The 25,276-nt window shown below is 71.3% G+C and carries 21 protein-coding genes, 2 tRNA genes and 1 pseudogene; 16 read left to right on the top strand and 8 right to left on the bottom strand.

The window, feature by feature from the left end; all coding sequences use genetic code 11:
• Window position 1 precedes the first annotated feature (1 nt).
• On the bottom strand, window positions 2–421 hold the full coding sequence (locus I847_RS0107240; RefSeq protein ID WP_028049170.1) for a nitroreductase/quinone reductase family protein: 420 nt from the start codon (window positions 419–421) through the stop codon (window positions 2–4).
• 128 nt (window positions 422–549) lie between these two features.
• Between I847_RS0107240 and I847_RS22425 the strand changes: the two genes are divergently transcribed.
• On the top strand, window positions 550–1,863 hold the full coding sequence (locus I847_RS22425; protein WP_051274552.1) for an MFS transporter: 1,314 nt from the start codon (window positions 550–552) through the stop codon (window positions 1,861–1,863).
• A gap of 372 nt (window positions 1,864–2,235) precedes the next feature.
• On the top strand, window positions 2,236–2,619 hold the full coding sequence (locus I847_RS0107250; protein ID WP_028049171.1) for a hypothetical protein: 384 nt from the start codon (window positions 2,236–2,238) through the stop codon (window positions 2,617–2,619).
• A gap of 216 nt (window positions 2,620–2,835) precedes the next feature.
• Here I847_RS0107250 and I847_RS0107255 read toward each other — a convergent pair.
• A tRNA-Gly gene (locus I847_RS0107255) sits at window positions 2,836–2,906 on the bottom strand.
• A 106-nt stretch (window positions 2,907–3,012) separates the two neighbouring features.
• Between I847_RS0107255 and I847_RS0107260 the strand changes: the two genes are divergently transcribed.
• A tRNA-Pro gene (locus I847_RS0107260) sits at window positions 3,013–3,086 on the top strand.
• 12 nt (window positions 3,087–3,098) lie between these two features.
• Here I847_RS0107260 and I847_RS25470 read toward each other — a convergent pair.
• Together I847_RS25470 and I847_RS27060 are read right to left on the bottom strand one after the other, a co-directional pair.
• Window positions 3,099–3,842, bottom strand: a complete 744-nt coding sequence (locus I847_RS25470) for a PH domain-containing protein (protein ID WP_051274553.1) — start codon at window positions 3,840–3,842, stop codon at window positions 3,099–3,101.
• 14 nt (window positions 3,843–3,856) lie between these two features.
• Complete coding sequence (locus I847_RS27060) at window positions 3,857–4,024, bottom strand: hypothetical protein (protein ID WP_196804503.1); 168 nt, start codon at window positions 4,022–4,024, stop codon at window positions 3,857–3,859.
• A gap of 275 nt (window positions 4,025–4,299) precedes the next feature.
• Between I847_RS27060 and I847_RS27545 the strand changes: the two are divergent.
• From I847_RS27545 to I847_RS0107305, 8 genes and pseudogenes are all read left to right on the top strand, one after another.
• A pseudogene (locus I847_RS27545) lies at window positions 4,300–5,337 on the top strand (GAF domain-containing protein); the annotation flags it as partial.
• A gap of 90 nt (window positions 5,338–5,427) precedes the next feature.
• Entirely contained in the window at window positions 5,428–5,847 is a 420-nt protein-coding gene (locus I847_RS27680; RefSeq protein WP_369751715.1) for a methyl-accepting chemotaxis protein, read from the top strand.
• Window positions 5,848–6,019: 172 nt separating this feature from the next.
• Window positions 6,020–7,447, top strand: a complete 1,428-nt coding sequence (gene tig / locus I847_RS0107280; RefSeq protein WP_028049173.1) for a trigger factor — start codon at window positions 6,020–6,022, stop codon at window positions 7,445–7,447.
• Between the two features lie 222 nt (window positions 7,448–7,669).
• Window positions 7,670–8,287, top strand: coding sequence for an ATP-dependent Clp protease proteolytic subunit (locus I847_RS0107285; RefSeq protein ID WP_028049174.1), 618 nt, complete (start codon window positions 7,670–7,672; stop codon window positions 8,285–8,287).
• Window positions 8,288–8,333: 46 nt separating this feature from the next.
• Window positions 8,334–9,035, top strand: coding sequence for an ATP-dependent Clp protease proteolytic subunit (locus I847_RS0107290; protein ID WP_028049175.1), 702 nt, complete (start codon window positions 8,334–8,336; stop codon window positions 9,033–9,035).
• A 214-nt stretch (window positions 9,036–9,249) separates the two neighbouring features.
• Complete coding sequence (clpX, locus tag I847_RS0107295) at window positions 9,250–10,530, top strand: ATP-dependent Clp protease ATP-binding subunit ClpX (protein WP_028049176.1); 1,281 nt, start codon at window positions 9,250–9,252, stop codon at window positions 10,528–10,530.
• Between the two features lie 31 nt (window positions 10,531–10,561).
• The gene (locus tag I847_RS0107300; RefSeq protein WP_028049177.1) at window positions 10,562–10,876 is read left to right on the top strand and encodes a chorismate mutase; all 315 of its coding nucleotides are present in this window, start codon (window positions 10,562–10,564) and stop codon (window positions 10,874–10,876) included.
• A gap of 129 nt (window positions 10,877–11,005) precedes the next feature.
• Entirely contained in the window at window positions 11,006–12,202 is a 1,197-nt protein-coding gene (locus tag I847_RS0107305; protein ID WP_028049178.1) for a hypothetical protein, read from the top strand.
• A 78-nt stretch (window positions 12,203–12,280) separates the two neighbouring features.
• On the opposite strand, the gene valS is transcribed toward I847_RS0107305, so the two are convergent.
• Entirely contained in the window at window positions 12,281–14,896 is a 2,616-nt protein-coding gene (gene valS / locus I847_RS0107310) for a valine--tRNA ligase (protein WP_028049179.1), read from the bottom strand.
• A 183-nt stretch (window positions 14,897–15,079) separates the two neighbouring features.
• On the opposite strand from valS, the gene I847_RS0107315 reads away from it, so the two are divergent.
• Together I847_RS0107315 and I847_RS0107320 are read left to right on the top strand one after the other, a co-directional pair.
• A complete protein-coding gene (locus I847_RS0107315; protein WP_231384124.1) occupies window positions 15,080–18,952 on the top strand; it encodes a Pls/PosA family non-ribosomal peptide synthetase in 3,873 nt (1,290 codons plus the stop codon).
• Window positions 18,949–20,250: a M1 family metallopeptidase gene (locus I847_RS0107320; protein WP_028049181.1), complete on the top strand. Its 1,302-nt coding sequence runs from the start codon at window positions 18,949–18,951 to the stop codon at window positions 20,248–20,250. The genes I847_RS0107315 and I847_RS0107320 overlap by 4 nt, the downstream gene beginning before the upstream one ends.
• Here the strand turns inward: I847_RS0107320 and I847_RS0107325 are convergent.
• Window positions 20,247–21,452, bottom strand: coding sequence for an NAD(P)/FAD-dependent oxidoreductase (locus I847_RS0107325; protein WP_028049182.1), 1,206 nt, complete (start codon window positions 21,450–21,452; stop codon window positions 20,247–20,249). The genes I847_RS0107320 and I847_RS0107325 overlap by 4 nt on opposite strands.
• Window positions 21,453–21,467: 15 nt before the next feature.
• Complete coding sequence (folE, locus tag I847_RS22435) at window positions 21,468–22,037, bottom strand: GTP cyclohydrolase I FolE (protein ID WP_034609352.1); 570 nt, start codon at window positions 22,035–22,037, stop codon at window positions 21,468–21,470.
• A gap of 62 nt (window positions 22,038–22,099) precedes the next feature.
• On the opposite strand from folE, the gene I847_RS0107335 reads away from it, so the two are divergent.
• The 3 genes from I847_RS0107335 to I847_RS0107345 all read left to right on the top strand — a co-directional run bounded on the left by I847_RS0107335 (window position 22,100) and on the right by I847_RS0107345 (window position 24,675).
• The gene (locus I847_RS0107335; RefSeq protein ID WP_028049183.1) at window positions 22,100–22,789 is read left to right on the top strand and encodes a metalloregulator ArsR/SmtB family transcription factor; all 690 of its coding nucleotides are present in this window, start codon (window positions 22,100–22,102) and stop codon (window positions 22,787–22,789) included.
• A gap of 105 nt (window positions 22,790–22,894) precedes the next feature.
• Window positions 22,895–23,911 carry a TIGR03557 family F420-dependent LLM class oxidoreductase gene (locus I847_RS0107340; protein WP_028049184.1) on the top strand — a complete coding sequence of 339 codons (1,017 nt, stop codon included), beginning with the start codon at window positions 22,895–22,897 and terminating at the stop codon, window positions 23,909–23,911.
• On the top strand, window positions 23,908–24,675 hold the full coding sequence (locus tag I847_RS0107345) for a coenzyme F420-0:L-glutamate ligase (protein ID WP_028049185.1): 768 nt from the start codon (window positions 23,908–23,910) through the stop codon (window positions 24,673–24,675). Before I847_RS0107340 ends, I847_RS0107345 begins: the two co-directional genes overlap by 4 nt.
• On the opposite strand, the gene I847_RS0107350 is transcribed toward I847_RS0107345, so the two are convergent.
• Window positions 24,659–25,237, bottom strand: coding sequence for an HhH-GPD-type base excision DNA repair protein (locus I847_RS0107350; protein WP_028049186.1), 579 nt, complete (start codon window positions 25,235–25,237; stop codon window positions 24,659–24,661). The genes I847_RS0107345 and I847_RS0107350 overlap by 17 nt on opposite strands.
• Window positions 25,238–25,276 lie beyond the last annotated feature (39 nt).

Consider the following 25,276-nt stretch of genomic DNA (forward strand, 5'->3'; position numbering starts at 1 on the left):
GTCAGACGTCTCGGCGTGCGAGCCGCAGCACCGGGATCGTGCGTGTGGTGCGCTGCTCGTAGGAACGGAAACCCGCCGAGCGGTCGAGGAACCGGGCCCACCCGGCGTCGCGCTCGGAGCCGACGAGCTCCGTGGCGTGCACAGGCACGGTGCCGTCGTCCGGTGTCTCGATCTCCACGTCCGGGTGCGCGAGCAGGTTGTGGTACCAGCCGGGGTTCTGCGGTGCACCGCCCTTGGAGGCTGCCACGAGCCACGCGTCCTCGTCGTCGATCCGGATGGCCGCCACGGGGCTGATGCGCTCGGTCCCGGACCTGGCGCCTCGGTGGTGGAGCAGGACCAGGCCCTTGCCGAACCCGTTCGTCTGCACGAAACCGCCGTTCGTCCGGAACTCGTCGATGATCTGCTGGTTCCAGTCGCTCATGGCCCCAGTCTCGCCCGGCCGGGCCGGCCCGCGCGCGGTGCGGTGGCCGCCCGCTGCACCGCTGAAGTGTGACGGACACGGCACCTCGTCCTGGTCAGGGCTCGGCCACGAGCGCCGATTGCTGGCTCGTGACCCTGCACCCCGCCGCGCCGCCGCGCCCCTCCGCCCGCAAGGACGGCGGCGCCAGCCGCCTACCTGTCGCACTGCGGGCGCTGGCACTGCCCAACTACCGGCGCTGGGCGCTCGCGGACCTCGTGTCCAACGTCGGGTCGTGGATGTCGACCGCCGCGCTCGGCTGGCTCGTCTACGACATGACCGGGTCGGCCACCGCGCTCGGGGCCGTCGTCGCCGTCAAGCAGGCGCCCGCGCTCGTCCTGGGGCTGGCCGGCGGGGCGCTCGCGGACAGGCTCGACGCGCGACGGGTCCTGCCGCTCACCCAAGGTGCCTACGCGGTGCTCGCCGGCGGACTGGCGATGATGACCTCGGGCGGCCACACGCGGCTGTGGCACCTGTACGTGTTCGCGGCTCTCACGGGTGTCCTGGGTGTGCTGGACGGCCCGTGCTTCGGCAGGCTGCTGGCCCAGGTGCTCGGTCGCGAGAACCTGTCGAACGGCATCGCGCTGGGCTCCGTGACGCACTCGACCGGCTGGGTGCTGGGTCTGGGTGCGGGGTCGGTGGTGCTCGCCGGGCCGGGCCCGTGGGTGGTGTTCGCCATCGACGCGGTGTCGTTCACGGTCGTCGCGCTCACGGTCCTGCGGCTACGGACAGACCTGCTGCACCCGATGGAGCGGGCGACCCGCGGGTCGAGCGGGGTCCGGGACGGCCTCCGCCACGTGCTGGCGAGCAGGCAGCTCGTCGTCGTCCTCCTCATGGGCACGGTCACCGGTGCGGTGGGCCGTCACTTCCAGGTGACGATGGCGGCGATGGCCGAACAGACCTTCCACGGTGGCCCCGGCCTCTACGGACGCCTGTTCACCTGCTTCTCCGTCGGCGCGCTCGTCGGCGCCGCGGTGGCCGCGCGACTGCGCCACCTGCGGATGCCGGTGCTGCTCGGCGCGGCGGCCGCCGCGGGACTCCTCCAGGCCGGCTCCGGCGCCGCGCCCGTGGCATGGGTGTTCGCCGGGGCCATGTTCGCGGTGGCTGCCTGCTGCATCGTCTACGACACGGCGGTGTCGACGACCGTGCAGCTCCTGGCCCCGGGGCATGTGCGCGGCCGCGTCCTGGCCGTCCAGGGTCTCGTCGGCTCCCTCGCCTCGATGGCGGGCGCGCCACTCGTGGGATGGCTGACGGACACGCTCGGCCCGCGCGCCGCACTGGGTATCGGGGGTGCGCTGGCTCTCGCGGCCGTCGGCACCGCCGCCTGCGTGCTCGCCGGAGGGGCTGGGGCCGCAGCCCGCGCCGTCGGGACGGCGACGGGGGTGCGCGCGTTCGCTCCGGCGTGAGTCGCACGCCGGCGCCGGCGTGCACGGGCGGGTCGGAACCACGGAGGGTGGTTCCGGAAAGGGGTCTGACCTGCGGCGCCCGTGACATTCGGGGAGTACCTCCAGACACGTGGTGTCACGCGCTCCACACGTGCCCTGACCTGCGGGTTGTGGAGATCACCGGCGAGCTCCGTTCCGGACCTGCAGGCAGAATCGCGCTGCCACGCGTCGAATCGGCCGACCCGCACCGTGGGGTGGAGTGCCGCACAACAGCGAACTCGACGACGCTGATCCTTCTGAAGTCGACGGCGGATGTACGGGCCGACGTCCGGTGGCGATCACGGCGCGAGCCCTGGACACCCGTGTGCTCACGTCCAGTCCTATCGTGCTGACATGGACGACACCATCACCGATTCACCCAGGGTTCTCGTCATCGGCCTCGATCCCTACCGGGTCCCCGGGCCGTGGGACCCGGCGCCCGTCGCCCAGGCGATCGCGCAGGGCCTGTCCACGTTCGCCGACCACGGTGTCGGGGTCGAGGTCTGCCTCGTGGGAATCGACGGGAGCGACGACGTGGGAGCGGTCGTTGGCCGCGCGCTGCGGGCGTACCGGTGGGAGTGCGTGGTCGTGGGGGGAGGCCTGCGCCATTCGGACGACAACGTCGAGCTGCTGGAGCAGGTCGTCAACCTCATCCGGCGGCACGCGCCCGACGCGGCGATCGCGTTCAACAGCACCCCTGATACCACGTACGAGGCCGCAGCTCGCTGGATCGGGTGACGCCACGGAGCCGGCCGGCTCCGTCCAGGCGGGCGTGTCCTGCGCGAAGGCGGCAACGTCGGCGCCACCGGCGACCACGAGTGCACTCGGAGCTGGCCTACCGCACGCCCACCGAGGTCGCCCGCAATGGTCCGACCTCGAACCCCATTCCGGCATGGGGGACTCGCGACAGACCTTGCGGAACTGCAGGGAGCGCAAATACGAAACCACCCACGGAGCGGACGACGGGAATCGAACCCGCGTAGCCAGTTTGGAAGACTGGGGCTCTACCATTGAGCTACGTCCGCACAGGTCCGGGCTCTGCGTGAGCAGTCCGGACTGCGGCACCTAGGGTAACGGGTGCATGGGGGCGCAACGTGCACTCGTCCGGCCTTCGGGCCCGAACGGGTGTGCCGGGATGTGGCGCAGGTTGGTAGCGCGTCCGCTTTGGGAGCGGAAGGTCGTGGGTTCGAATCCCGCCATCCCGACCGAGATGAGGCTCAGGACTCGTCGGTCTCGTCGGTGCGAAGGTCCACGTACCGGGACGGGGTCTCGGAGACGGCCCAGCCGACTCCGGCGTCGTCCCCCGGATCGACGGGGTTGATCCGGCGGACGGGAATGGGCTGCGTCAGGTCCTCGGCCGACACCTTCGTGGGTGCGGGGGGCCACGAAGGCCGGAACGAGGGCGGGACTGCACGGGGAGCCGGCGCCGGGGCCTGCTTGTCCGGGCCGGCGTTCTGCGGTGCGAAGATCACCGCGCAGATCTCGCGGTAGGTGTCGTTGGGGCGGGGAACGAACGGGATCGAGCGCATCGCCTGGTCCTGGCCCGCCGACTCCAGCACGAACTCGCCGAACCCGAGCAGCAGCCCGAGCGGCGAGCGCTTGTAGTTCATGTCCGTCACCTTGCCCAGCGGCATCATCGCGACCTTGCGTGTGACCAGCCCGAAGATGAGCAGCATGCGACGGTCGGTCGTGACGAACCACTCGGCGCGCCAGTTGAGCACCAGCCAGACCGACCGGGCGAGCACCGCGATCCAGAGCCACCACAGCAGCTCCCCGCCGTCCCCGAAGGCCCGGGTCGCCGGCCCGACGAGCCAGCCGACGACGACGAACGCGGCGAGCGCCGTGAGCACGGGTTCGACGACCTTGGCCCAGTGCAGCCGGACCGCGACGACCACGCGCTCCTCGGGTACGAGGTAGCGCTCGAAGTTCGGGTGCGGCACCCGCGGGTCCCAGCCCGACATGTTCTAGAGGCCGATCATGCGGTGAGGTTCCCGAAGAACGCGGCGAAGCTCTCGAACGCCCCGGCGACCACGTCCCAGGCTGCCCGGACGACGTCGGCGGAACGGTCCGGGCTGGTGACGACGGCGTACACGAGGAAGATCGCTGTTGCCCAGATCAGCGCGGTCCGGAGCTTCGGGGGCATGGGAAGTCCTTCTGGTTGCGTCATCGGAGGGGCAGGGATGTGCCGACGTCGGCGCACCCCTCGGGCCGAAGCGTACTAATCGGACCAATCGCCGCGGGTGAAGAACGTGGGCGTGCCGCGATCCGTCTGACACAGATTCGTACGAACGTCGATGCCACGGTCGAGATCGCACAGGTACGCGCCCCCGGAACCCTCAGCAGACGACGGCGGGACCCGATCGGGTCGATCAGGGGCAGCGGGCCGGTCGCTCGTCCCCACACCCCAGGAGTCGCACCATGTTTCGCAAGCAAGCCCCGACGTCTTCGTCGCACGTCGCCGACGACGAGGCGAGCGCCAACATCGACGCCATCACCGCGGCCGTCAGGGCGCTGGCTGAACCCGGGACCAGCGACGCCAAGGTCGCCAGCGTCCTCGAGCTCGTCCGGGCACGTTTCGGCTGGACCTACGGCTCCTACTGGGTCCTCGACGCGTCGGGTGAGCACCTGGCGTTCGCGCAGGAGTCCGGCGACGTGAGCCCGGAGTTCCGCCGCGTGACGGCCGGCGCGACCTTCACCGAAGGGGTCGGCCTGTCCGGCAGGGCCTGGCAGACGCGCGACCTCGTCGTCGTCGACGACCTGGGCCTGGTCACCGACTGCGTACGAGCACCGGTCGCGCGCAAGGTCGGCGTGCACTCCGCGGTGTGCTTCCCCATCGTCGTCAACGGCGACGTCGTGGCGACGATGGACTTCATGTCCATGGAGCAGCGGGAGGTCTCCGTGTTGCGCCGTGCGACGCTGCGCAGCATCGGCGTGCTCGTCTCGCAGGCGCTGACGCGCGAGGCGGTCGCGGACGAGCAAGATGCTGCCGCGCGCGACCTCGCCTCCGTGACCAAGGTTCTGCACGCCATCACGACGGCCGGGACCTACGAGGCTGCGTACAGCGCCGCACTGGGGACGATCCGCGAGGGCTTCGGGTGGGAGTACGCCTCGTACTGGGCCGTCGACCCGTCCGACCAGGCTCTGCACTTCCTCCAGGAGTCCGGCAGTGCGGGGGAGGAGTTCCGCGAGGTGACGCTCACGGCGTCGTTCCGGGAGGGAGTCGGCCTCTCTGGACGGGCATGGCGCTCACGCGATCTCGTCTTCGTACCTGACCTCGCCGACATCACGGACTGCGTCCGCGCACCGGCTGCACGACGCGCGGGAGTGCGTTCCGGTGTGTGCCTGCCGATCATCGTCGACGGAGAGGTCATCGGAACCATGGACTTCTTCACGACGACGCACCTGACGCTGTCGGACGCACGAGCCGACGCACTGCGCAGCACGGCATTCCTGCTCGCTCAGGCCCTTGCCCGGTTCGCGGCCCGTGAGCGGCTCGCCACGGCCGGTGGAGAGCTCGCGGTGCTGATCGAGAAGGTCGAGCGGAACGTGGTCGCAGCAGCGGCCGTCGCGCAGAACGGCCGACAGCTCGCCGGTGACGCGAACTCGAAGGTCGCTCTTCTCGGCGATGCCAGCGCGGAGATCGGGGACGTGGTCAAGGTCATCCAGCGCATCGCGGCCCAGACGAACCTGCTGGCGCTCAACGCGACGATCGAGGCGGCACGGGCCGGTGAGGCCGGCAAGGGGTTCGCCGTCGTGGCGAACGAGGTCAAGGAGCTGGCGAACGCGACGGCTCTGGCGACGCTGGACGTCGACGCACGTGTGGCGGCGATCCAGGACCAGGTCGGTGCCGTCGTCGGCTCGCTCGGGCAGATCCAGGACCTCGTCGAGCGGATCAACGAGACCCAGGTGACGATCAGCGGGGTTCTCGAGGAGCAGGTCGAGACCACGCGGCGGATCCTGGCCTGACGACCGCGGAGGTGCGCACCGAGCGCGGGGGTGCCGGCTTTTGGGTCCGACGTGGCGGTGACGTAATATCGAGGGTCGCCAGCGTGCGCCCGACGGGCTTGCGCGCGGCCCGAAATCCACGGAGAACGCCGGAGTCACCGGCGCCGGACCCGATCAGTTGGAGACCATCGAAGTGAAGAGCGCCGTCGAGACCCTGGACCCGACCAAGGTCAAGCTGACCGTCGAGGTGACGTACGACGAGCTCAAGCCGAGCATCGCGCACGCCTACGAGCACATCGCTCAGGACGTCACCGTTCCCGGCTTCCGCAAGGGCAAGGTCCCGCCGCGGATCATCGACCAGCGCATCGGTCGTCCCGCGGTCCTCGAGCACGCGATCAACGAGGGTCTGTCCGGCTTCTACGCCGAGGCCGTCCGCGAGAACAAGCTGCGCCCGCTGGGTCAGCCCGAGGTCGAGGTCACGCAGGTGCCCGGCCTGACGGCGTCGCCCGCCGGCGAGGAGGGTGAGCTGCACTTCACCGCCGAGGTCGAGGTGCGTCCCGAGATCACCGTCCCGGCGTTCGACGGCATCACGCTCACGGTCGACGACGTCGAGGTCTCCGACGAGGACGTCACCGGTCGCCTCGACGCGCTCCGCGAGCGCTTCGGCACCCTGGTCGGCATCGACCGCCCGGCCGCCGAGAAGGACTTCGTCGTCCTGGACCTCGTCGCCAAGATCGGTGACGAGGAGGTCGACCAGGTCAGCGGCGTCAGCTACGAGATCGGCTCGGGCAACATGCTCGAGGGTCTCGACGAGGCGCTGACCGGCCTGTCGGCCGGCGAGACCACGACGTTCGAGACGGCCCTCGCGGGCGGCGAGCACGAGGGTGAGACCGCCCTGGTGACCGTCACCGCGACGACCGTCAAGGAGCGCCAGCTGCCCGAGGCCGACGACGACTTCGCCCAGCTGGCCAGCGAGTTCGACACGCTCGAGGAGCTCACGGCGGACCTGCGCGAGCAGGCGTCCAAGACCAAGATCTCGAACCAGGCCGTCCAGGCCCGCGACCTGCTCCTCGAGCAGCTCCTCGCCAGCACCGAGATCCCGGTCCCGCAGGGGGTCGTCGAGGCCGAGGTGCACCGTCACCTCGAGGGCGAGGGGCGCCTCGAGGACGACGAGCACCGCGCCGAGGTCGGCGAGCAGGCCACCACCGCGCTGCGCAACCAGATCCTGCTGGACACGCTCGCCGAGAACCTGGAGATCAAGGTCAGCCAGCCCGAGCTGCTGGACTACCTGGTCAGCGCGTCGCGGCAGTACGGCATGGACCCGAACACGTTCATCCAGACCATCGACCAGCAGGGTCAGATCGGCACGATGGTCGCCGAGGTCGCGCGTTCGAAGGCGCTCGCGGTCGCCCTGCGTCGGGTCGCGGTCACGGACTCGGCCGGCAACGCCGTCGACCTGAGCGAGTTCATCGGGTCCGACGAGGAGGACGCGGCCGAGGAGCTCGCCCAGCAGGCGTCCGTGCTCGCCGACGTCCAGTCCGAGGCCGACCCCGAGGGGAACCAGCCGAGCACCGACGCGGCCGCCGACATCTCGGCGTTCACCGAGGACGCGAAGGCCTGAGCCGGAACGCCACCAGGGCCCCGCTCCGACCGTGGTCGGTGCGGGGCCCTCGTGCATCCCTCCGCGTCCGGGCTGTGGCTCTGCCGTCAGCGAAAACGCTCGCGGCGGGGACATGGAGGGGTGTTCCTGCGCGTTAGGGTCACTGCATCGCACAGGTGGACGGGGCCATCCCGCACCCACGCGCGTGCAGGACAGATGTCACCGTCAGACGAGGGAGCCTTCGTGAACGAGTACGTGCCGACGCTGGCCCGGGCCGAGTCCCCGGCATTCGGCCTCAATGACTCCATCTACAACCGGCTCCTGCGTGAGCGCATCATCTGGCTGGGCTCGGAGGTGCGCGACGACAACGCGAACGCCATCTGCGCCCAGATGATGCTGCTGGCTGCGGAGGACCCGGACAAGGACATCTGGCTGTACATCAACTCGCCCGGTGGCTCGATCACCGCGGGCATGGCGATCTACGACACGATGCAGTACATCCAGCCGGACGTCGCGACGATCGCGATGGGCATGGCGGCATCGATGGGCCAGTTCCTGCTCTCGTCCGGCGCGCCGGGCAAGCGCTACGCCACGCCGCACGCCCGCGTGATGATGCACCAGCCGTCCGGCGGCATCGGCGGCACGGCCACCGACGTCCGGATCAACGCTCAGCTGATCCTGCACATGAAGACCGTGCTCGCGGAGCTGACCGCGGGCCAGACCGGCAAGAGCGTCGACCAGATCAACAGCGACGCAGACCGCGACCGCTGGTTCACGGCTCCCGAGGCGCTGGCGTACGGCTTCATCGACCACGTGGTCGAGAAGGCGGACTCGGTCGCCGGTGGCGGCGGCACCAACTGATCCGCCGGGAAAGCGCCGAAGCCATCACCATCTTGAGGAGAATCTCGTGAGCATGGAGTCCCAGTTCATGGCCCGCGCCGGGATGCTGGCGGGTCCCGGTGGCCTGGCGCCGGCGTCGCCGGCGGCCCGGTACGTCCTTCCGCAGTTCGAGGAGCGCACGGCCTACGGCTTCAAGCGCCAGGACCCGTACACCAAGCTGTTCGAGGACCGCATCATCTTCCTCGGCGTGCAGGTGGACGACGCGTCCGCTGACGACGTCATGGCCCAGCTGCTCGTGCTGGAGAGCACCGACCCTGACCGCGACATCATCCTGTACATCAACTCGCCCGGCGGATCGTTCACGGCGCTGACGGCGATCTACGACACGATGCAGTACATCAAGCCGCAGATCCAGACCGTCTGCCTCGGGCAGGCGGCCTCCGCCGCGGCCGTGCTGCTCTCCGCGGGCTCGCCGGGCAAGCGACTGGCGCTGCCGAACGCTCGCGTGCTGATCCACCAGCCTGCGATGGAGGGCGGCGGCTACGCCCAGGCGTCGGACATCGAGATCCACGCCAACGAGCTGATCCGCATGCGCGAGTGGCTCGAGCTCACGATCGCGCACCACACGGGACGCGACATCGAGCTGGTCCGCAAGGACATCGAGCGCGACAAGATCCTCACCGCGCAGCAGGCGCAGGAGTACGGGATCGTCGACCAGGTTCTCGAGAGCCGAAAAGGTGTCATCGCGACGACAGTTCAGCCGAAGTAGTTAGTAGGACCACCATCCAGGGACCGGGTCGCCTTCGTGTGACCCGGTCCCTGGACCATCCGGGGAGATTTCCCAACCCGGCGCACCCCGGCCCGTGTGTTCGGCTGACATCCCGGCCGGTGTGGTGTGCAATGGGGGAACGCGCACGCTCCGGGGTGGCGCAGCAATGACGCATCGCCCGCCGGGCGGAGGCGACACGAGAGAGGGGATCGACGTGGCTCGAATTGGAGACGGGGCCGATCTCCTGAAGTGCTCGTTCTGCGGCAAGTCCCAGAAGCAGGTCAAGAAGCTGATCGCGGGCCCTGGGGTCTACATCTGCGACGAGTGCATCGAGCTCTGCAACGAGATCATCGAGGAAGAGCTGGCGGAGGCCACCGAGGTCGGGCTGGTCGAGCTGCCCAAGCCGAAGGAGATCTTCGAGTTCCTCGAGCAGTACATCATCGGCCAGGAGTCGGCCAAGCGAGCGCTGTCGGTGGCGGTCTACAACCACTACAAGCGTGTCCAGGCCGGCGAGGCCGGTCGCACGACGACCGACGAACCGATCGAGATCGCGAAGTCGAACATCCTGCTCGTGGGCCCCACCGGCACCGGCAAGACGTACCTCGCGCAGACGTTGGCCCGCATGCTCAACGTCCCGTTCGCCATCGCGGACGCCACGGCCCTGACGGAAGCCGGCTACGTCGGCGAGGACGTCGAGAACATCCTGCTCAAGCTCATCCAGGCCGCTGACTACGACGTCAAGAAGGCCGAGTCGGGCATCATCTACATCGACGAGATCGACAAGATCGCCCGCAAGAGCGAGAACCCGTCGATCACGCGCGACGTCTCGGGCGAGGGCGTCCAGCAGGCGCTGCTGAAGATCATCGAGGGCACCACGGCTTCGGTCCCGCCGCAGGGCGGCCGCAAGCACCCGCACCAGGAGTTCATCCAGATCGACACCACGAACGTGCTGTTCATCGTCGCGGGAGCGTTCTCGGGGCTCGACGACATCATCGCGGCCCGGGCCCGCAAGCGCGTCGTCGGTTTCGGGGCGCCGCTGCTCGAGTCCGTCGACGAGGGTGACCTCTTCTCCGAGGTTCGTCCCGAGGACCTGCAGAAGTACGGCCTGATCCCCGAGTTCATCGGACGACTGCCAGTCGTTGCGGCTGTCGCACGTCTCGACCAGGACGCACTGGTCCGGATCCTCACGGAGCCCAAGAACGCGCTGGTCAAGCAGTACCAGCGGATGTTCCAGATCGACGGCGTCGACCTCGAGTTCGACGACGACGCCGTGGCCGCGATCGCGGACCAGGCGCTGCTCCGCGGAACGGGTGCGCGCGGTCTGCGGGCGATCATGGAGGAGGTCCTCCAGCAGGTCATGTTCGAGGTCCCCAGCCGTGACGACGTCGCCCGGGTGGAGATCACGCGAGCCGTCGTCCTGGAGAACGTGAACCCGACCCTCATCCCCCGGGAGACGCCCCGGGAGAAGCGCACCCCGCGGGAGAAGAGCGCCTGAACACCCCGCGCCACCGCCTAGGATCGCGTTCGTGAGCGACCTCCCGACGCCCATCCCGGCGGACCTGGTTCGGCTGCGAGGCAGCATCGACAACATCGACGCCGCGCTGATCTACCTGCTGGCCGAGCGGTTCAAGGCGACCCAGCAGGTCGGGGTCCTCAAGGCGACGCGGGGCATGCCGCCGTCGGACCCCGGCCGCGAGGAGCAGCAGGTCGCACGCCTTCGTCAGCTGGCGCACGAGGCCGACCTCGACCCGGTCTTCGCGGAGAAGTTCCTGGCGTTCATCGTCGAAGAGGTCATCCGGCACCACGAGGAGATCGCGCAGGGCCACGCGAGCCGTTCCTGAGACGTGCGTGATCGCCCGCCGGGGTAGCGCGCGGTCCGTACGTGGCGGAAGGTAGACAGGTCAGCTCCGGCGGGCCGAACGGGGGGGACCCGCGACCGCTGGGGAGCGTCGATCCCGGAGGACCTGCCCATGGACCTGCACTGGCTAAAACCGCTGCTCGGACGCCCGTCGCCGTTCACGACCGTCTACCTGGACGTGACTCGTGCTGATGCGGCCGGCGAGGCGGAGGCGGCCGACCGCTGGAAGGCCGTCCGACGTCAGCTGGAGCGCGACGGTGCGCCTGCCCACGTACTGGACGAGATCGGAGACCTGGTCGCCACGCCGACCGGCGTTCGCGGACCGCACGGCCGCGTGATCGTGTCGGACGCCGAGTCGGTGGTCGTCGACCGGGTGCTGGCGGAGCCGCCCGCACAGTCGCACGCCGTGTACGGACCGGTCCCGGCACTGCTGCCGGCCATCCGCGCAGCCGACCAGACCGTCAGCTACCTGCTCGTGGAGGTGGACCGCAACGGTGCGGACCTGACCTGGGCCACCGGCGGCAGCGTCCGGACCGCCGGCGGTCCGGAGGTCGAGACCGTCGAGGGCGGGCACGACGACGTGCACAAGACCCGAGAGGGCGGGCTCGACCGGCGCAGCCAGACGCGGGCCGAGGACTCGTGGCAGCGCAACGCCGAGGCCGTGGCCGCTGTGCTGGACAAACGGGTGTCGGAGCGCTGCCCCGACGTCGTGCTCCTGACGGGCGACGGCCGGGCGGTCGGTCTCGTCCGTGACGCTGTCGCGCAGCACGTGAGCGAGGTCCTCGTGGACGTCCCCGGCGGTGCGCGCGGCGAGGGCGTGAAGCAGGAGGTGTTCGATGCACGGGTGGCCGAGGCCCTCAGCGGGTTCCGCGGACGTCGTCGCGCGGCGGTCCTGGATCGGTTCCGGCAGGCACAGGGGCGCGGCGAAGGCGCGGTGACCGCCCTGGACGACGTCCTCGAGGTGCTCCGCCGGGGGCAGGTCTCGGAGCTGGTCCTGCACGTCGACGCACTGTCGCAAGGGCTCTCGGACCGGGAGCTGTGGGTCGGTGAGGAGCCGTTGCAGCTGGCGACGTCGGCCGACGACCTGGCGGCGATCGGCGTCTCCGAGGGCGCACGCCGGCTGGCGGCGGACGTCGCCCTGGTGCGCGCGGCGATCGGTCAGGACGCGGGCCTCACGTTCGCGGAGAACGGCTCGGTGGATCTCGTCGACGGCGTCGGCGCGGTGCTCCGCTGGTCGGACGGCTCCACCCCGAGCGAAGCGGTCCCGACCCAGTCGGCGGACCAGGCCCGCCTGCGCACAGTCATCTAACAAACGCACCACCGGACACCGCGACGTCCGCACTCGTGGGGGGTATAGACCCCACGAGTGCGGACGTTGCTGGGGTGTTCAGGCGGTCGGGGTCGGGGGGACCAGTTCCGCGTCGCTGGCGACGACCGTCTCGGCGTCGCCGTCGACGAGTGCCAGGGTGCCCGTGACGCGGCCGGCGGAGCGGACGTCGTCCAGGGCGACCTCGACGCCCGGACGCAGGCCCGCCGGGACGGCGAGCGTGACGGCCGCGATCTCCGTCCGCATCGACACCTTCGCCTCGGACTTCACCTTGCGCAGGGCAGCCAGGGCGGATCCGGCCGCCGCGACGACACCCGCGTCGGCTGATCCGGCGGCCGAGCGCAGGGGAGCGGGGTCCGGCCAGGGGGCGCGGTGGACGGAGCCCTCACGCCACCACGACCAGACCTCTTCGGTCGCGAACGGCAGCACCGGGGCGAACAGGCGGAGCAGCACGTCGAGCGCGATCGCGAGCGCGGTGCGGGCGGACTGGGCTGCCTCCCCGGAGGAGTAGGCGCGGTCCTTGACCAGCTCGAGGTAGTCGTCGCAGAACGTCCAGAAGAAGGTCTCGGAGAGCTCCAGGGCCCGGGTGTGGTCGTACGCGGCGAGGGCGGCCGTGGCCTTCTCGACGACGTCCGCGAGCCCTCCGAGCATCGCACGGTCGATCTCGGCGGTCACGAGCGACGGGTCGAGCGACAGCGGCTCGTCGGGTTCCCCGAAGGAGAGCGCGAACTTCGAGGCGTTGAGGACCTTGATCGCCAGGCGGCGGCCGATCTTCATCTGCCCGACCTCGAACGCGGCGTCCGTGCCCAGGCGTGCGGACGCGGCCCAGTAGCGGACGGCGTCGGAGCCGTGCTCCTCGAGCAGACCCATCGGCGTGACGACGTTCCCGACGGACTTCGACATCTTCTTGCGGTCGGGGTCGAGGATCCAGCCGCTGATGGCCGCTGTCGACCACGGCAGCGAGCCGTGCTCGAGGTGGCTGCGCACGACGGTCGAGAACAGCCAGGTGCGGATGATGTCCTGGCCCTGGGGGCGCAGGTCCATGGGGAACACCCGCGCGAACAGGTCGGGGTCGGTGCGCCAGCCGCCGACGATCTGCGGGGTCAGCGAGCTGGTGGCCCAGGTGTCCATGATGTCCGGGTCGCCGATGAAGCCACCGGGGACGCCGCGCTGGTCGGCTGTGTACCCCTCGGGCACGTCGGAGGACGGGTCGACCGGCAGCTGGTCCTCGTTCGGCACCAGGGGGGTGTCGTAGAGCGGCTCACCGTCCGGGTCGAGCGCGTACCAGACCGGGAACGGGACACCGAAGAACCGCTGGCGCGAGACGAGCCAGTCGCCGTTCAGGCCGCCCACCCAGTTCTCGTAGCGGACGCGCATGAAGTCGGGGCTGAAGCCGAGCTCGGCGCCGCGAGCCAGGAGCGCCTCACGCAGCGACTCGTCGCGCCCGCCGTTGCGGATGTACCACTGCCGGCTGGTGACGATCTCGAGCGGCTTGTCGCCCTTCTCGTAGAAGTTCGCCTTGCGCTGTGTGGGCACGGGCTCGCCGTCCAGGTCGCCGGCGGTGCGCAGCCCGGCGACGACGGCCTCGCGTGCGGAGAACGTGGTCTTCCCGGCGATCTCCTCGTAGGTGGCCCGCCCCTGGTCCGTGGCGATCCAGTCCGGCGTCTCGCGCAGCAGGCGACCGTCGCGGCCCATGACCGAGCGGGTGGGCAGCTGGAGCTCGCGCCACCACTGCACATCGGTGAGGTCACCGAACGTGCAGCACATCGCGATGCCGGCGCCCTTGTCGGGCTCGGCGCCGGGGTGGGCCAGCACCGGCAGCTCGACACCGAACAGCGGAGAGCGCACCGTGGTGCCGAACAGGTGCTGGTACCGCTCGTCGTCGGGGTGCGCGATGAGGGCGACGCACGCCGGCAGGAGCTCCGGGCGCGTCGTCTCGATGTAGACCGGGCCGTCCGCACCGTGGAAGGCGACGCGGTGGAACGCGCCCGGGTAGTCGCGCGCCTCGAGCTCGGCCTGGGCGACCGCGGTCTGGAACGTCACGTCCCAGAGGCCAGGTGCCTCGGCCTGGTACGCCTCGTCGCGCGCGAGGTTGCGCAGGAAAGCCTGCTGCGCGACCGCGCGCGACTCGGCGGACACGGTCTGGTACGTCATGTCCCAGTCGACCGAGAGGCCGAGCCGGCGCCAGACGGCCTCGAACTGGCGCTCGTCCTCGATCGTCAGGTTCTCGCAGAGCTCGATGAAGTTCCGGCGGCTCACGGGCACCTGCTGGGCGCCCTTGGGGACGTCGCCCGCGAACGGCGGCTCGAACGTCGCGTCGTACTGCAGGGACGTGTCGCACCGGACGCCGTAGTAGTTCTGCACGCGGCGCTCGGTGGGCAGGCCGTTGTCGTCCCAGCCCATCGGGTAGAAGACCTCGCGGCCACGCATCCGCTGGAAGCGCGCGACCACGTCGGTGTGCGTGTAGGAGAACACGTGGCCCACGTGCAGCGAGCCCGAGACGGTGGGCGGCGGGGTGTCGATCGAGTACACCTGCTCGCGCGTGGCGGTGCGGTCGAACGTGTGCAGACCCTGCGCCGTCCATGCGGCGTCCCAGCGATCCTCGACCCCGTCGAGCGAGACCTTGTCCGGGACATGTCGGGGGGCCGTGATGCGCACAGGGGAGTCGGAGCTCATGGGGCCCTATCTTCCCAGATCGTCGGTGGCGACGAGTTCGCGTCCACCGCCCGTGGCCGGTCGGCGCAGGTGAGGCGCGGGTGAACGGTGGGTGACCAGTCCATGAACGGTGCCGACACTGTCGGAGGTGGATGGCAGGATCGCCGTTCGCCGGGTCATGGGGCCATGATCTGGAGGTCATGCATGCGCGAGGAACATGAGGTGGGGATGACGACCGAGGGGTTCCTCCGGTCCCGGTTCGCCGCCGACCCGCGGACGCTGCTCGACGTCCTGCAGGCGACCACCGACGCCCACGCCGACAGCCCGGCCCTGGACGACGGCAGTGCGAGCCTCACCTACCGGGAGCTCTGGGACGCCGTGCATCGCGTCGCCGCGGGCCTGGCCGCGGTGGGGATCGGCCCGGGCGACCGGGTCGGCGTGCGGATCCCGTCCGGCACCGCCGAGCTCTACACCGCCATCCTCGGCGTCCTCGCAGCCGGTGCCGCGTACGTGCCGGTGGACGTGGACGACCCCGACGAGCGTGCCCGGACGGTCTTCTCCGAAGCGCGGGTCGCGCGGGTGCTGACCGAGGGGGACCTGGCGGTCCTCACCAAGCGGTACGCCCCGCCGCAGCCGCCCAGCACCACCGACGACGCCTGGATCATCTTCACGTCGGGCTCCACCGGCGCGCCGAAGGGGGTCGCCGTCACGCACCGGTCGGCCGCTGCGTTCGTCGACGCCGAGGCCCGGATGTTCCTGCAGGACGCACCGCTCGGCCCCGGCGACCGCGTGCTGGCCGGGTTGTCCGTCGCGTTCGACGCGAGCTGCGAGGAGATGTGGCTGGCCTGGGGGCACGGCGCGTGCCTGGTCCCGGCACCGCGGGCCCTCGTGCGTACGGGCATGGACCTGGGACCATGGCTCGTCGCGCAGGGGATCACCGTCATCTCCACGGTCCCGACGCTGGCCGGTCTCTGGCGTTCGGAGGTGCTCGCGGGCGTCCGGCTGCTCATCTTCGGGGGCGAGGCGTGCCCGCCCGAGCTGGCGGCCCGGCTCGTCGGCGACGGGCGGGAGGTCTGGAACACCTACGGTCCGACCGAGGCGACGGTCGTCGCGTGCGGCGCGCTGCTGACGGGTGCAGGACCGGTCCGGATCGGGCACGCGCTCGACGGCTGGGACCTGGCCGTGGTCGGACCCGACGGCGTGCACGTGGCGGAGGGCGAGGTCGGGGAGCTGATCATCGGCGGGGTCGGCCTGGCGCGGTACCTCGACGGTGCCAAGGACGCCGAGAAGTACGCGGCCGTCGAGACCCTCGGCTGGGAACGCGCGTACCGCAGCGGCGACCTGGTCCGCTACGAGCCTGAGGGCCTGCTGTTCCAGGGGCGTGCCGACGACCAGGTCAAGGTCGGGGGCCGACGGATCGAGCTCGGCGAGGTCGACGCCGCGCTGCTGGCGCTACCCGGTGTGGCGAGCGCCGCGGCCGCTGTCCGCCGCACACCGGCAGGGACGTCGGTGCTCGTCGGCTACCTGGTGCCCGAGCCGGGCGTCGAGATCGACCTCGCCGCGTCGCGCGACGCGTTGCGCGGGGTGCTGCCCGCGGCCCTCGTGCCGCTGCTTGCTCCCGTCGACCAGGTCCCGACCCGGGGTTCGGGCAAGGTCGACCGCGACGCCCTTCCGTGGCCCCTCGCGCGACCCGACGACGACACACCCCCGCCGGTCGGCCTGTCCGAGACCGCCGCGTGGGTCGCGCAGCGCTGGACGGCGGCCCTCGGGGTCGCGGTGACCGGGCCGAAGGACGACTTCTTCGACTCGGGCGGCGGCAGCCTCGTGGCCGCGCAGCTCGTCTCGGCACTGCGCGACCGCTTCCCGACGGTCACCGTCGCCGACGTCTACGAGAACCCGCGCATCGGCGACCTCGCCCGCACGCTCGACGAGTTCGAACCTGCCGGCGTCGCCGACCAGCGCGTGGTGGTCCCGACCCCGGTCCGGACGCAGCTGGTCCAGACGTTGCTCGCGGTGCCGTTGTCGCTGCTCGTCGGCCTGCGCTGGCTCACCTGGCTGCTCGCCGCGGATGCGGTCCTGCACGCGACCACCGACCCCGCGTGGGTCCCCGTGGTCCCCGGGGTCTGGTGGTGGGTGGCGCTCGGCTGGGTCGCGCTCATCAGCCCGCTCGGTCGCATGGGGACGACCGTGCTCGTCGCGCGACGCCTGCTGCGCGACCTGCGGCCGGGCTGGTACGCCCGAGGTGGCTCGGTGCACCTGCGGATCTGGTTCACGGAGTCCTGGGCGGCCGCCGCCGGGTCGGAGAACCTGTCGTGCGCGCCCTGGACGGCCGCGTACGCCCGCGCACTCGGCGCGACCGTCGGCAAGTCCGTCGACCTGCACACGCCGCCGCCGGTCACCGGCATGCTCCGGTTGGGCAACGGCTGCTCGGTCGAGCCAGAGGTCGACCTGCGCGGTCACTGGCTCGACGGGGACATCCTCAAGGTCGGACGCATCCGCATCGACAAGCGGGCCAGCGTGGGCACCCGGTCGACGATCGGACCCGGGACCCGCATCGGGCAGGGCGCCGAGATCGCACCCGGGTCGGCCGTGCTGCAGTCCGTACCACCCGGCGAGCTGTGGGTCGGTTCCCCCGCGACGTTCGTCGGTCCAGCACTCGCCCAGTGGCCCGCCGAGCGTGCGCCCCGGGGGCGCCTGTGGCTGGGCGTCTACGGCGTGACCGCCTCCGTCATGGCCGCACTGCCGGTCGTCGCGGCACTGTGTGGGCTCCTCGTCGTCGGCTACTTCGTCCGCGGCTCAGAGAGCTGGCGGGATGCGGCAGCCGACGCGATGCGGGCCGTCCCGTTGGGTGCGCTGACCATGGGCTTCGTCCTGCTGCTCGTCACCCTGGTCTCGGTCCGGTTGCTCGGCATCGGGCTGCGCGAGGGCTACCACGCGGTCCGTAGTCGGCACGGATGGCAGGTCTGGGCGACTCAGCGGCTCATGGACGACGCGCGAACGAGCCTGTTCCCCCTCTACTCGAGCATGGCGACGCCGCTGTGGCTGCGCGCGCTGGGGGCGGACATCGGCAAGGACGTCGAGGCGTCGACGGCACTGATGATCCCGTCGCTCACGACCGTCGGCGCGGGGGCGTTCCTGGCCGACGACACTCTCATCGGCTCGTACGAGCTGGGCCGTGGCTGGCTGCGCGTGGAGCGCAGCAAGGTGGGCAAGCGCGCGTTCCTGGGCAACTCGGGGATGATCGCGCCCGGTCGTGCCGTGCCCAAGCGCGGACTCGTCGCGGTCCTGTCGGCCACCCCGGAAGGTGCGCGGGCCGGGACGTCGTGGCTCGGCTCGCCGCCGGTGAAGCTGCGGCGCGTGGCTGGCGAGGGCGACGACTCGCGCACGTTCGAGCCGCCGACCCGCCTGCGTGTCGCGCGTGCCCTGGTCGAGCTCTGCCGGATCATCCCCGTGATCTGCACCTTCGGGCTGGCCGTCCTCGTGCTGCTGGTCCTGCAGGCGGCGCTCGACTCGTGGGGGCTGGCCGGTGCGGCCGCGGTCTCGTGGGTGGTCGTGCTCGGTGCCGCGGCCGTGGCGTGTGCGCTGGCGACGGCCGCCAAGTGGCTCCTCGTCGGCAGGCTGCGCCCGGGGGACCACCCGTTGTGGAGCTCCTTCATCTGGCGCAACGAGCTGGCGGACACGTTCCTGGAGTCGGTCGCGGTGCCGTGGATGGGACCGGCGACGATCGGCTCGCCCGCGCTCACGGTGTGGCTGCGGACGCTCGGGGCCCGGATCGGCCGTGGCGTCTGGTGCGAGACGTACTGGCTTCCGGAGGCCGACCTGGTCCGCCTCGACGACGCGTCCACCGTGAACCGCGGTTGTGTGCTGCAGACGCACCTGTTCCATGATCGGGTGATGAGCATGGACACCGTGGGGCTGGGCGTCGGAGCGAGCCTCGGTCCGCACGGCGTCGTCCTGCCCGCCGCCTCGCTCGACGACGGCGCGAGCGTCGGACCGGCGTCGCTCGTGCTGCGCGGTGACGCGATCCCCGCGGGCTCGCGCTGGACCGGCAACCCCGTCGCCCCGGTGCCCGCGTGACGTCAGCCGCCGCCGACCCGTACCTGCCCGGTCGGCCGGACGGAGATCTCGACATCGACCGGTACGAGCTCGAGCTCGACTACCGCGTGGCGACGAACCGGCTCGAGGGTCGCGCCCAGGTGTACGCCACCGCTGTGCGGTCCACGCTGCGGGTGTCGCTCGAGCTCCAGCACCGGCTCCGGGTGAGCCAGGTGTTCGTCGACGGCTACCGGCCCGACCGGTGGACGCACCGCGGCGACCTGCTCGTTCTCAAGCTCAAGCACGAGGTCGCGCCCGGGACGTCGCTGGTCGTCGACGTGCGGTACTCCGGTCAGCCCGGACCCGTGCGGGGTCCGTGGGGTGCGGTCGGGTGGGAGGAGCTCTCCGACGGGGTCATCGTCGCGGGCCAGCCGGACGGTGCGCCGAGCTGGTTCCCGTGCCACGACAGCCCGGCGGACAAGGCGACCTACCGGTTCACCGTGACCGCCGAGGCGGGCTACGAGGTCGTCACGAACGGCCACCTGGTGTCCCGGTCCGCGCGCGCCGGACGGATCCGGTGGCAGTACGAGCAGCCCGAGCCGATGGCGGCGTACCTCGCGACGCTGCAGGTCGGGCGGTACCTGCGGATCGCGACCGGCCCCCGGGAGGAGGCGGTCGTCCCTCCACGGTTGCGCGCCGCCGCGGCGTACGACCTGGGTCGGCAGACCGAGATGATCGCGCTCTTCGAGAACCTCTTCGGGCCGTACCCGTTCGCCGCCTACACCGTCGTGGTCACCGACGACGACCTGGAGATCCCGCTCGAGGCCCAGGGGCTCTCGGTCTTCGGTGCCAACCACATGGACGGCCGACGAGGGTCGGAGCGGCTCGTGGCCCACGAGCTCGCGCACCAGTGGTTCGGCAACAGCCTGACCGTCGGCCTGTGGCGGGACATCTGGCTCCACGAGGGGTTCGCCTGCTACGCCGAGTGGCTCTGGTCCGAGGCATCGGGCGGGCGTAGCGCGGCCGAGCACGCTCGGGCAGCCCACACGCGGTTGGCAGGGCTGCCGCAGGACCTGGTCATCGGGGACCCCGGTCCCGACTCGATGTTCGACGACCGCCTGTACAAGCGCGGCGCCCTGACCTTGGACGCCCTGCGTGTCTCGTTGGGCGACGAGGCGTTCTTCGAGGTCCTGCGCACGTGGACGAGCCGCTACCGGCACGGCACGGTCAGTACCGAGGAGTTCGTGGTCTGCGCCGAGCTCGTGTCCGGGCGCCCGGTGGCGGCCGTGCTGCACCCGTGGCTCTACGAGCGGCGGCTGCCCGTCTGGGCGGCCCGCTAGAGCTCCTCGAGCGGGACGGACTCGTCGGCGAGACGGGACGGGTCGATCTCGCGGCCGACGAGGGCGCGCAGCTGGTCGTTGACGTCCCAGACGTTGACGTTCATCGCGGCGCGCACGCGTCCGTCGCGCAGCCAGAACGCGACGAACTCGCCGCCGGCCCGATCGCCGCGGATGACGACCGGGTCGTCGGCGTCGGCGTACCCGACGTACTCCATGCCGAGGTCGTACTGGTCCGTGTAGAAGTACGGCTGCCAGTCGTAGACGTCGGGTCGGCCCAGGATCGAGCGCGCCGCGAGGGCGCCCTGACGGATCGCGTTGTCCCAGTGCTCCACGCGCAGGCTGTGCCCGAGGGCGGTGTTGTGGGCGTTGGCCACGTCGCCGGCGGCCAGGACGGCCGGGTCGGCAGTACGCAGCTGGGCGTCCACGAGGACGCCCCGCGCGTCCGCCGCGAGGCCGGCCGCGTTCGCGAGGGCCACGTTGGGCGCGGCTCCGACACCGACCAGGACGACGTCGGCGGGTACGACCTCGCCGCCGACCCGGACGCCCGTGACGCGGCCGGCTGAGCCGTCGAACCCGTCGACACCGACGCCGGTCCGCAGGTCCACCCCGTGCGCGCGGTGCAGCTCCGCGAAGTGCGTCGCGAGCTCTGGGCCGAGCACCCGGAGCAGCGGCAGCGCGGCGTACTCCAGCACGGTGACCTCCAGCCCGGCGAGCCGCGCGGCAGCGGTGACCTCCAGGCCGATCCACCCGCCGCCGACGACCACGAGGCGCTGCCGGTGAGCGAGCTCGTCACGCAGCTCGTCGCTGTCTGCGAGGCGGCGCAGCGTGTGCACGCCGGCGAGCCGGGCGCCGGGGATGTCGAGGAAGCGTGGGCTCGACCCCGTGGCGAGCACGAGGTGGTCGTAGCCGAGCTCCGTGCCGTCCGAGAGGGCGACGGTGCGGGCTGCACGGTCGACGAGCGTCGCGGTGGTCCCGAACCGGGTGGTGACGTCGTGGTCGGCGTACCAGTCGGGGCTGTGCACGAAGACGGAGTCACGTTCCGCGGTGCCCTGGAGGTACCCCTTCGAGAGCGGCGGTCGTTCGTACGGGCGGTCGATCTCGTCGCCCACGAGGGTGACGGGCCGGTCGTCCCCCTCCTCGCGCAGGGTCGAGACGACGTGGGCGGCGGCGAGCCCCGCTCCGATGACGACGGTTCCTGCCATGACGACCTCCGGGTGTCAGGGACGAACGGCGGAGAGGAACTCCGCACGGGTGGCGGGGGAGTCCCGCAGGAGACCGGACAGCGCCGACGTCGTCGTGACGGTACCGCCGGCCCGGACTCCTCGCAGGCTCATGCACAGGTGCTCCGCCTCGATGACGACGCCGACGCCACGCGGGGCGAGACGCATCTCGATCCAGTCCGCCACCTGGCGCGTGAGTCGTTCCTGGACCTGCGGGCGACGGGCGAACATCTCGACGACGCGCGCGAACTTCGACAGCCCGAGGATCCGCCTGCCCGGCAGGTAGCCCACGTGGGCGACGCCGAAGAACGGGAGCAGGTGGTGCTCGCAGATCGACTGGACGGGGATCGAGCGGACCACCACGAGCTCGTCGTACCCCTCGTCGTTGGGGAACGTGGTCATCTCGAACGGGCGCGGCGCGAGCATCTCGGCGTAGGCCTCGGCCATCCGGCGGGGACTCCGCTCGGTGCCGGGGCTGTCGCAGTCGATGCCCAGGGCTTCGAGGAACGCGCGGGCCGCGTCCTCCGCGGCGTCGAGGCTGACGGAGTCGTCGACGGCGGGAAACATCGCCAAGTTTCTATCGAACATACTTCTGTACATTAGAAATCTGCGTGGGTATTGTCAAGGGCATGGAGCCCAGTACGTCGTTCGCGGCGGACGCCGAGAGCATCGGTGCCCTCGCGGACCCCGTGCGTCTCGCGCTCTACCGCTTCGTCGTCGCGGCACCGGAGCCGGTGAGCCGGGACCAGGCGGCCGAGGGCGTCGGCGTCCCGCACCACCAGGCACGGTTCCACCTCGACCGGCTCGAGGCCGACGGTCTGCTGACCACCAGCCGCGCACGGCTGACGGGTCGTACGGGACCGGGCGCGGGCCGGCCGGCCAAGCTGTACAGCCGCGCACCCCGGGAGTTCTCGGTGACGCTCCCGGAGCGGCGGTACGAGCTCGCCGGACGGCTCCTGAGCGACGCGGTCGCCGAGTCCGCGCGGGCAGGGACGCCCGTGCTCGACGCGGTGGAGCGAGCGTTCACGGCGCACGGGACCGCCGCGGGCCGGGCAGCCACCGTGCGGGAGGGTGACCCGCTCGACGTCACCGCCGACGTCCTCGTCGGCGAGGGCTACGAGCCGCGTCGCGTCGAGGACGAGGTCCACCTGCTCAACTGTCCGTTCCATGCTCTGGCCCAGACGCAGACGGAGCTGGTCTGCCACGCCAACCTCTGCCTCGTCGCCGCGGTGGCCGACGAGGTGGGCCGTGACCGGGTCGTCGCTCGGCTGGAACCCCGGCCCGACCGGTGCTGTGTCGTCCTGGGGTCGGCTCTGTAGCCCGTCGACCCCTGCCGCCGGGAAGCGACGTGCCCCGGCGCGTCGTTAGGGTGGTCAGGGACGTCGTCGCGGACCACCGCGAGATCCCCGCGATCGGGAGTGTGCATGTCAACAGTCACCGCCCCCGGCCTCACGGTCGGGTACGCAGCCATGCTGGAGCAGTTCCACCCCACGGAGGCGGTCGCGCTGTCGGTGCACGCCGAGGCCCACGGGTTCTCCGGCGTGATGGCCGCGGACCACTACCAGCCCTGGGTCCCCGCGCAGGGTCAGGCGGCGTTCGTGTGGAACGTGCTCACGGCCCTGGGCGAGCGGACGACGGGTGACATCGGCCCCGGCGTCACGGCTCCGACCTTCCGCTGGCACCCGGCGATGGTTGCGCAGGCGTCCGCGACCCTCGCCGCGATGTACCCGGGACGGCACTGGCTGGGCCTGGGTTCCGGGGAGGCGCTCAACGAGCACATCGTCGCGGGCTACTGGCCGGAGGCGCCGGAGCGGATCAACCGCATGTTCGAGGCGATCGAGCTCATCAAGAAGCTGTTCAGCGCGTCGATCGCGGGCAAGGACGTCAAGCACGCAGGTCCGTTCTACAAGCTCGAGTCCACCCGTCTGTGGACGATGCCCGAGGTCGCTCCCGAGATCCTCGTCGCGACAGCCGGACCGGTCACGGCCAAGCGTGCGGGGCGACTGGCGGACGGGCTGATCACCGTCGGTGCGCCGCTGGAGAAGATCAGCGGCCTGTTCGGCAAGTTCGACGAGGGCGCCCGCGAGGCCGGCAAGGACCCCGCCACGCTGCCGAAGGTGCTGCAGCTGCACCTGTCCTGGGCGTCGACGGACGAGGAGGCGCTCGCGAACGCGATGCACGAGTGGCCCAACGGCGGCATGAAGTTCCCGAAGGCGGACATCCGGTCGCCGTTCGACTTCGAGCAGATGGCCAAGCTGGTCCGTCCGGAGGACTTCGAGGGCCGCATGGTCATCTCCGCCGACCCCGATGTCCACCGGGCCGAGATCCAGAAGTACGTCGACCTCGGCTTCGACCGGATCTACCTGCACAACGTCGGTCGCAACCAGCGCGAGTGGATCGAGACGTTCGGGGCGGACGTGCTGCCCAAGCTCGTCCGATGACCACGCGCCTCGAGGTGTGGGCTCCCGACGGGCTGCCCGAGATCGCGCCCGGAGACGACCTGGTGGTGCTGCTCGCGGCGTTGTTGGCCGATGAGCCGCCGCTCGACGGCGACGTCCTCGTGCTCACGTCGAAGGTCGTCTCCAAGGCGGAGGGCCGCGTGGTCTCCGCCGACGACCGCGAGCAGGCGATCACCGACGAGACCGTGCGCGTCGTCGCGACCCGCGAACACTCGGCGGGCGTGACCCGCATCGTCGAGAACCGGCTCGGCCTGGTGATGGCTGCGGCGGGGGTCGACGCGAGCAACACGCCTGAGGGGACCGTGCTGCTGCTCCCGGTGGACCCGGACGCGTCCGCGCGACGACTGCGCGAGGGGCTCTCCGCGGTGTTCGGGGTCCGGTTGGGCGTCGTCATCACCGACACCGCCGGGCGTCCGTGGCGGCAGGGCGTCACCGACATCGCGATCGGCGCCGCGGGGCTCGTGGTGCTCGACGACCTGCGCGGTCAGGTCGACACCTTCGGCCGCCCGCTGGTGATGACACAGGCCGCAGTCGCCGACGAGATCGCGTCGGCCGGTGAGCTGGTCAAGGGCAAGGCCGAGGGGCGCCCACTCGCCGTCGTCCGAGGTCTCCGGCATCTCGTCACCGGTGCGGACGGGCCGGGCGCGCGTTCGCTGGTGCGGCTCGGTGACGAGGACATGTTCGCGCAGGGGAGCGCCGAGGCGTACGCGCAGGGCTGGAAGGACGCGCTCAGGGGGCAGCCGTAGCCTTCGCGGCGGCCTTGGCGGCCTGCTTGGTGACGCGGACCTGGGCCATGGTCGCCGCGTCCGTGACGTCCGCGATCGACCGCCGTGCACCGGGCTCGCCGTAGGCGCCCGCCGCCTCGGCCCAGCCAGCCGGCTGCACGCCGACCTGCTTGCCGAGGAGCGCCAGGAAGATGCGTGCCTTCTGGTCGCCGAAGCCGGGCAGCGCCTTGAGGCGCTTCAGGACCGTCGGGCCGTCGGGGTCGCCGTCGCTCCACAGGCGGGTGACGTCACCGTCGTACTGCTCGACGAGCGCCGCGGCGACGCCCTGGATGCGGCCGGCCATCGAGCCGGGGTAGCGGTGCACGGCAGGTGGGGTGGCGCACATCGAGGCGAACTCCGACGGGTCGGCCTCCGCGATCCGGTGGACGTCCAGGCCCCCCATCCGGTCGGCGATCTTGGCGGGACCGGCGAATGCCGCCTCCATCGGGTACTGCTGGTCCAGCAGCATGCCGATCAGGAGGGCGAACGGGTCGTCGGTCAGGAGCTGGTCGGCGGTCGGGTCGCCCGTGAGCCAGAGGGTCATGGCAGCATCCTCTCGCGGGGTTCGACCGGGACGGAAGGC

Source organism: Cellulomonas sp. URHD0024, assembly GCF_000426185.1.
In the GTDB taxonomy this organism is placed as follows: Bacteria; Actinomycetota; Actinomycetes; order Actinomycetales; family Cellulomonadaceae; genus Cellulomonas.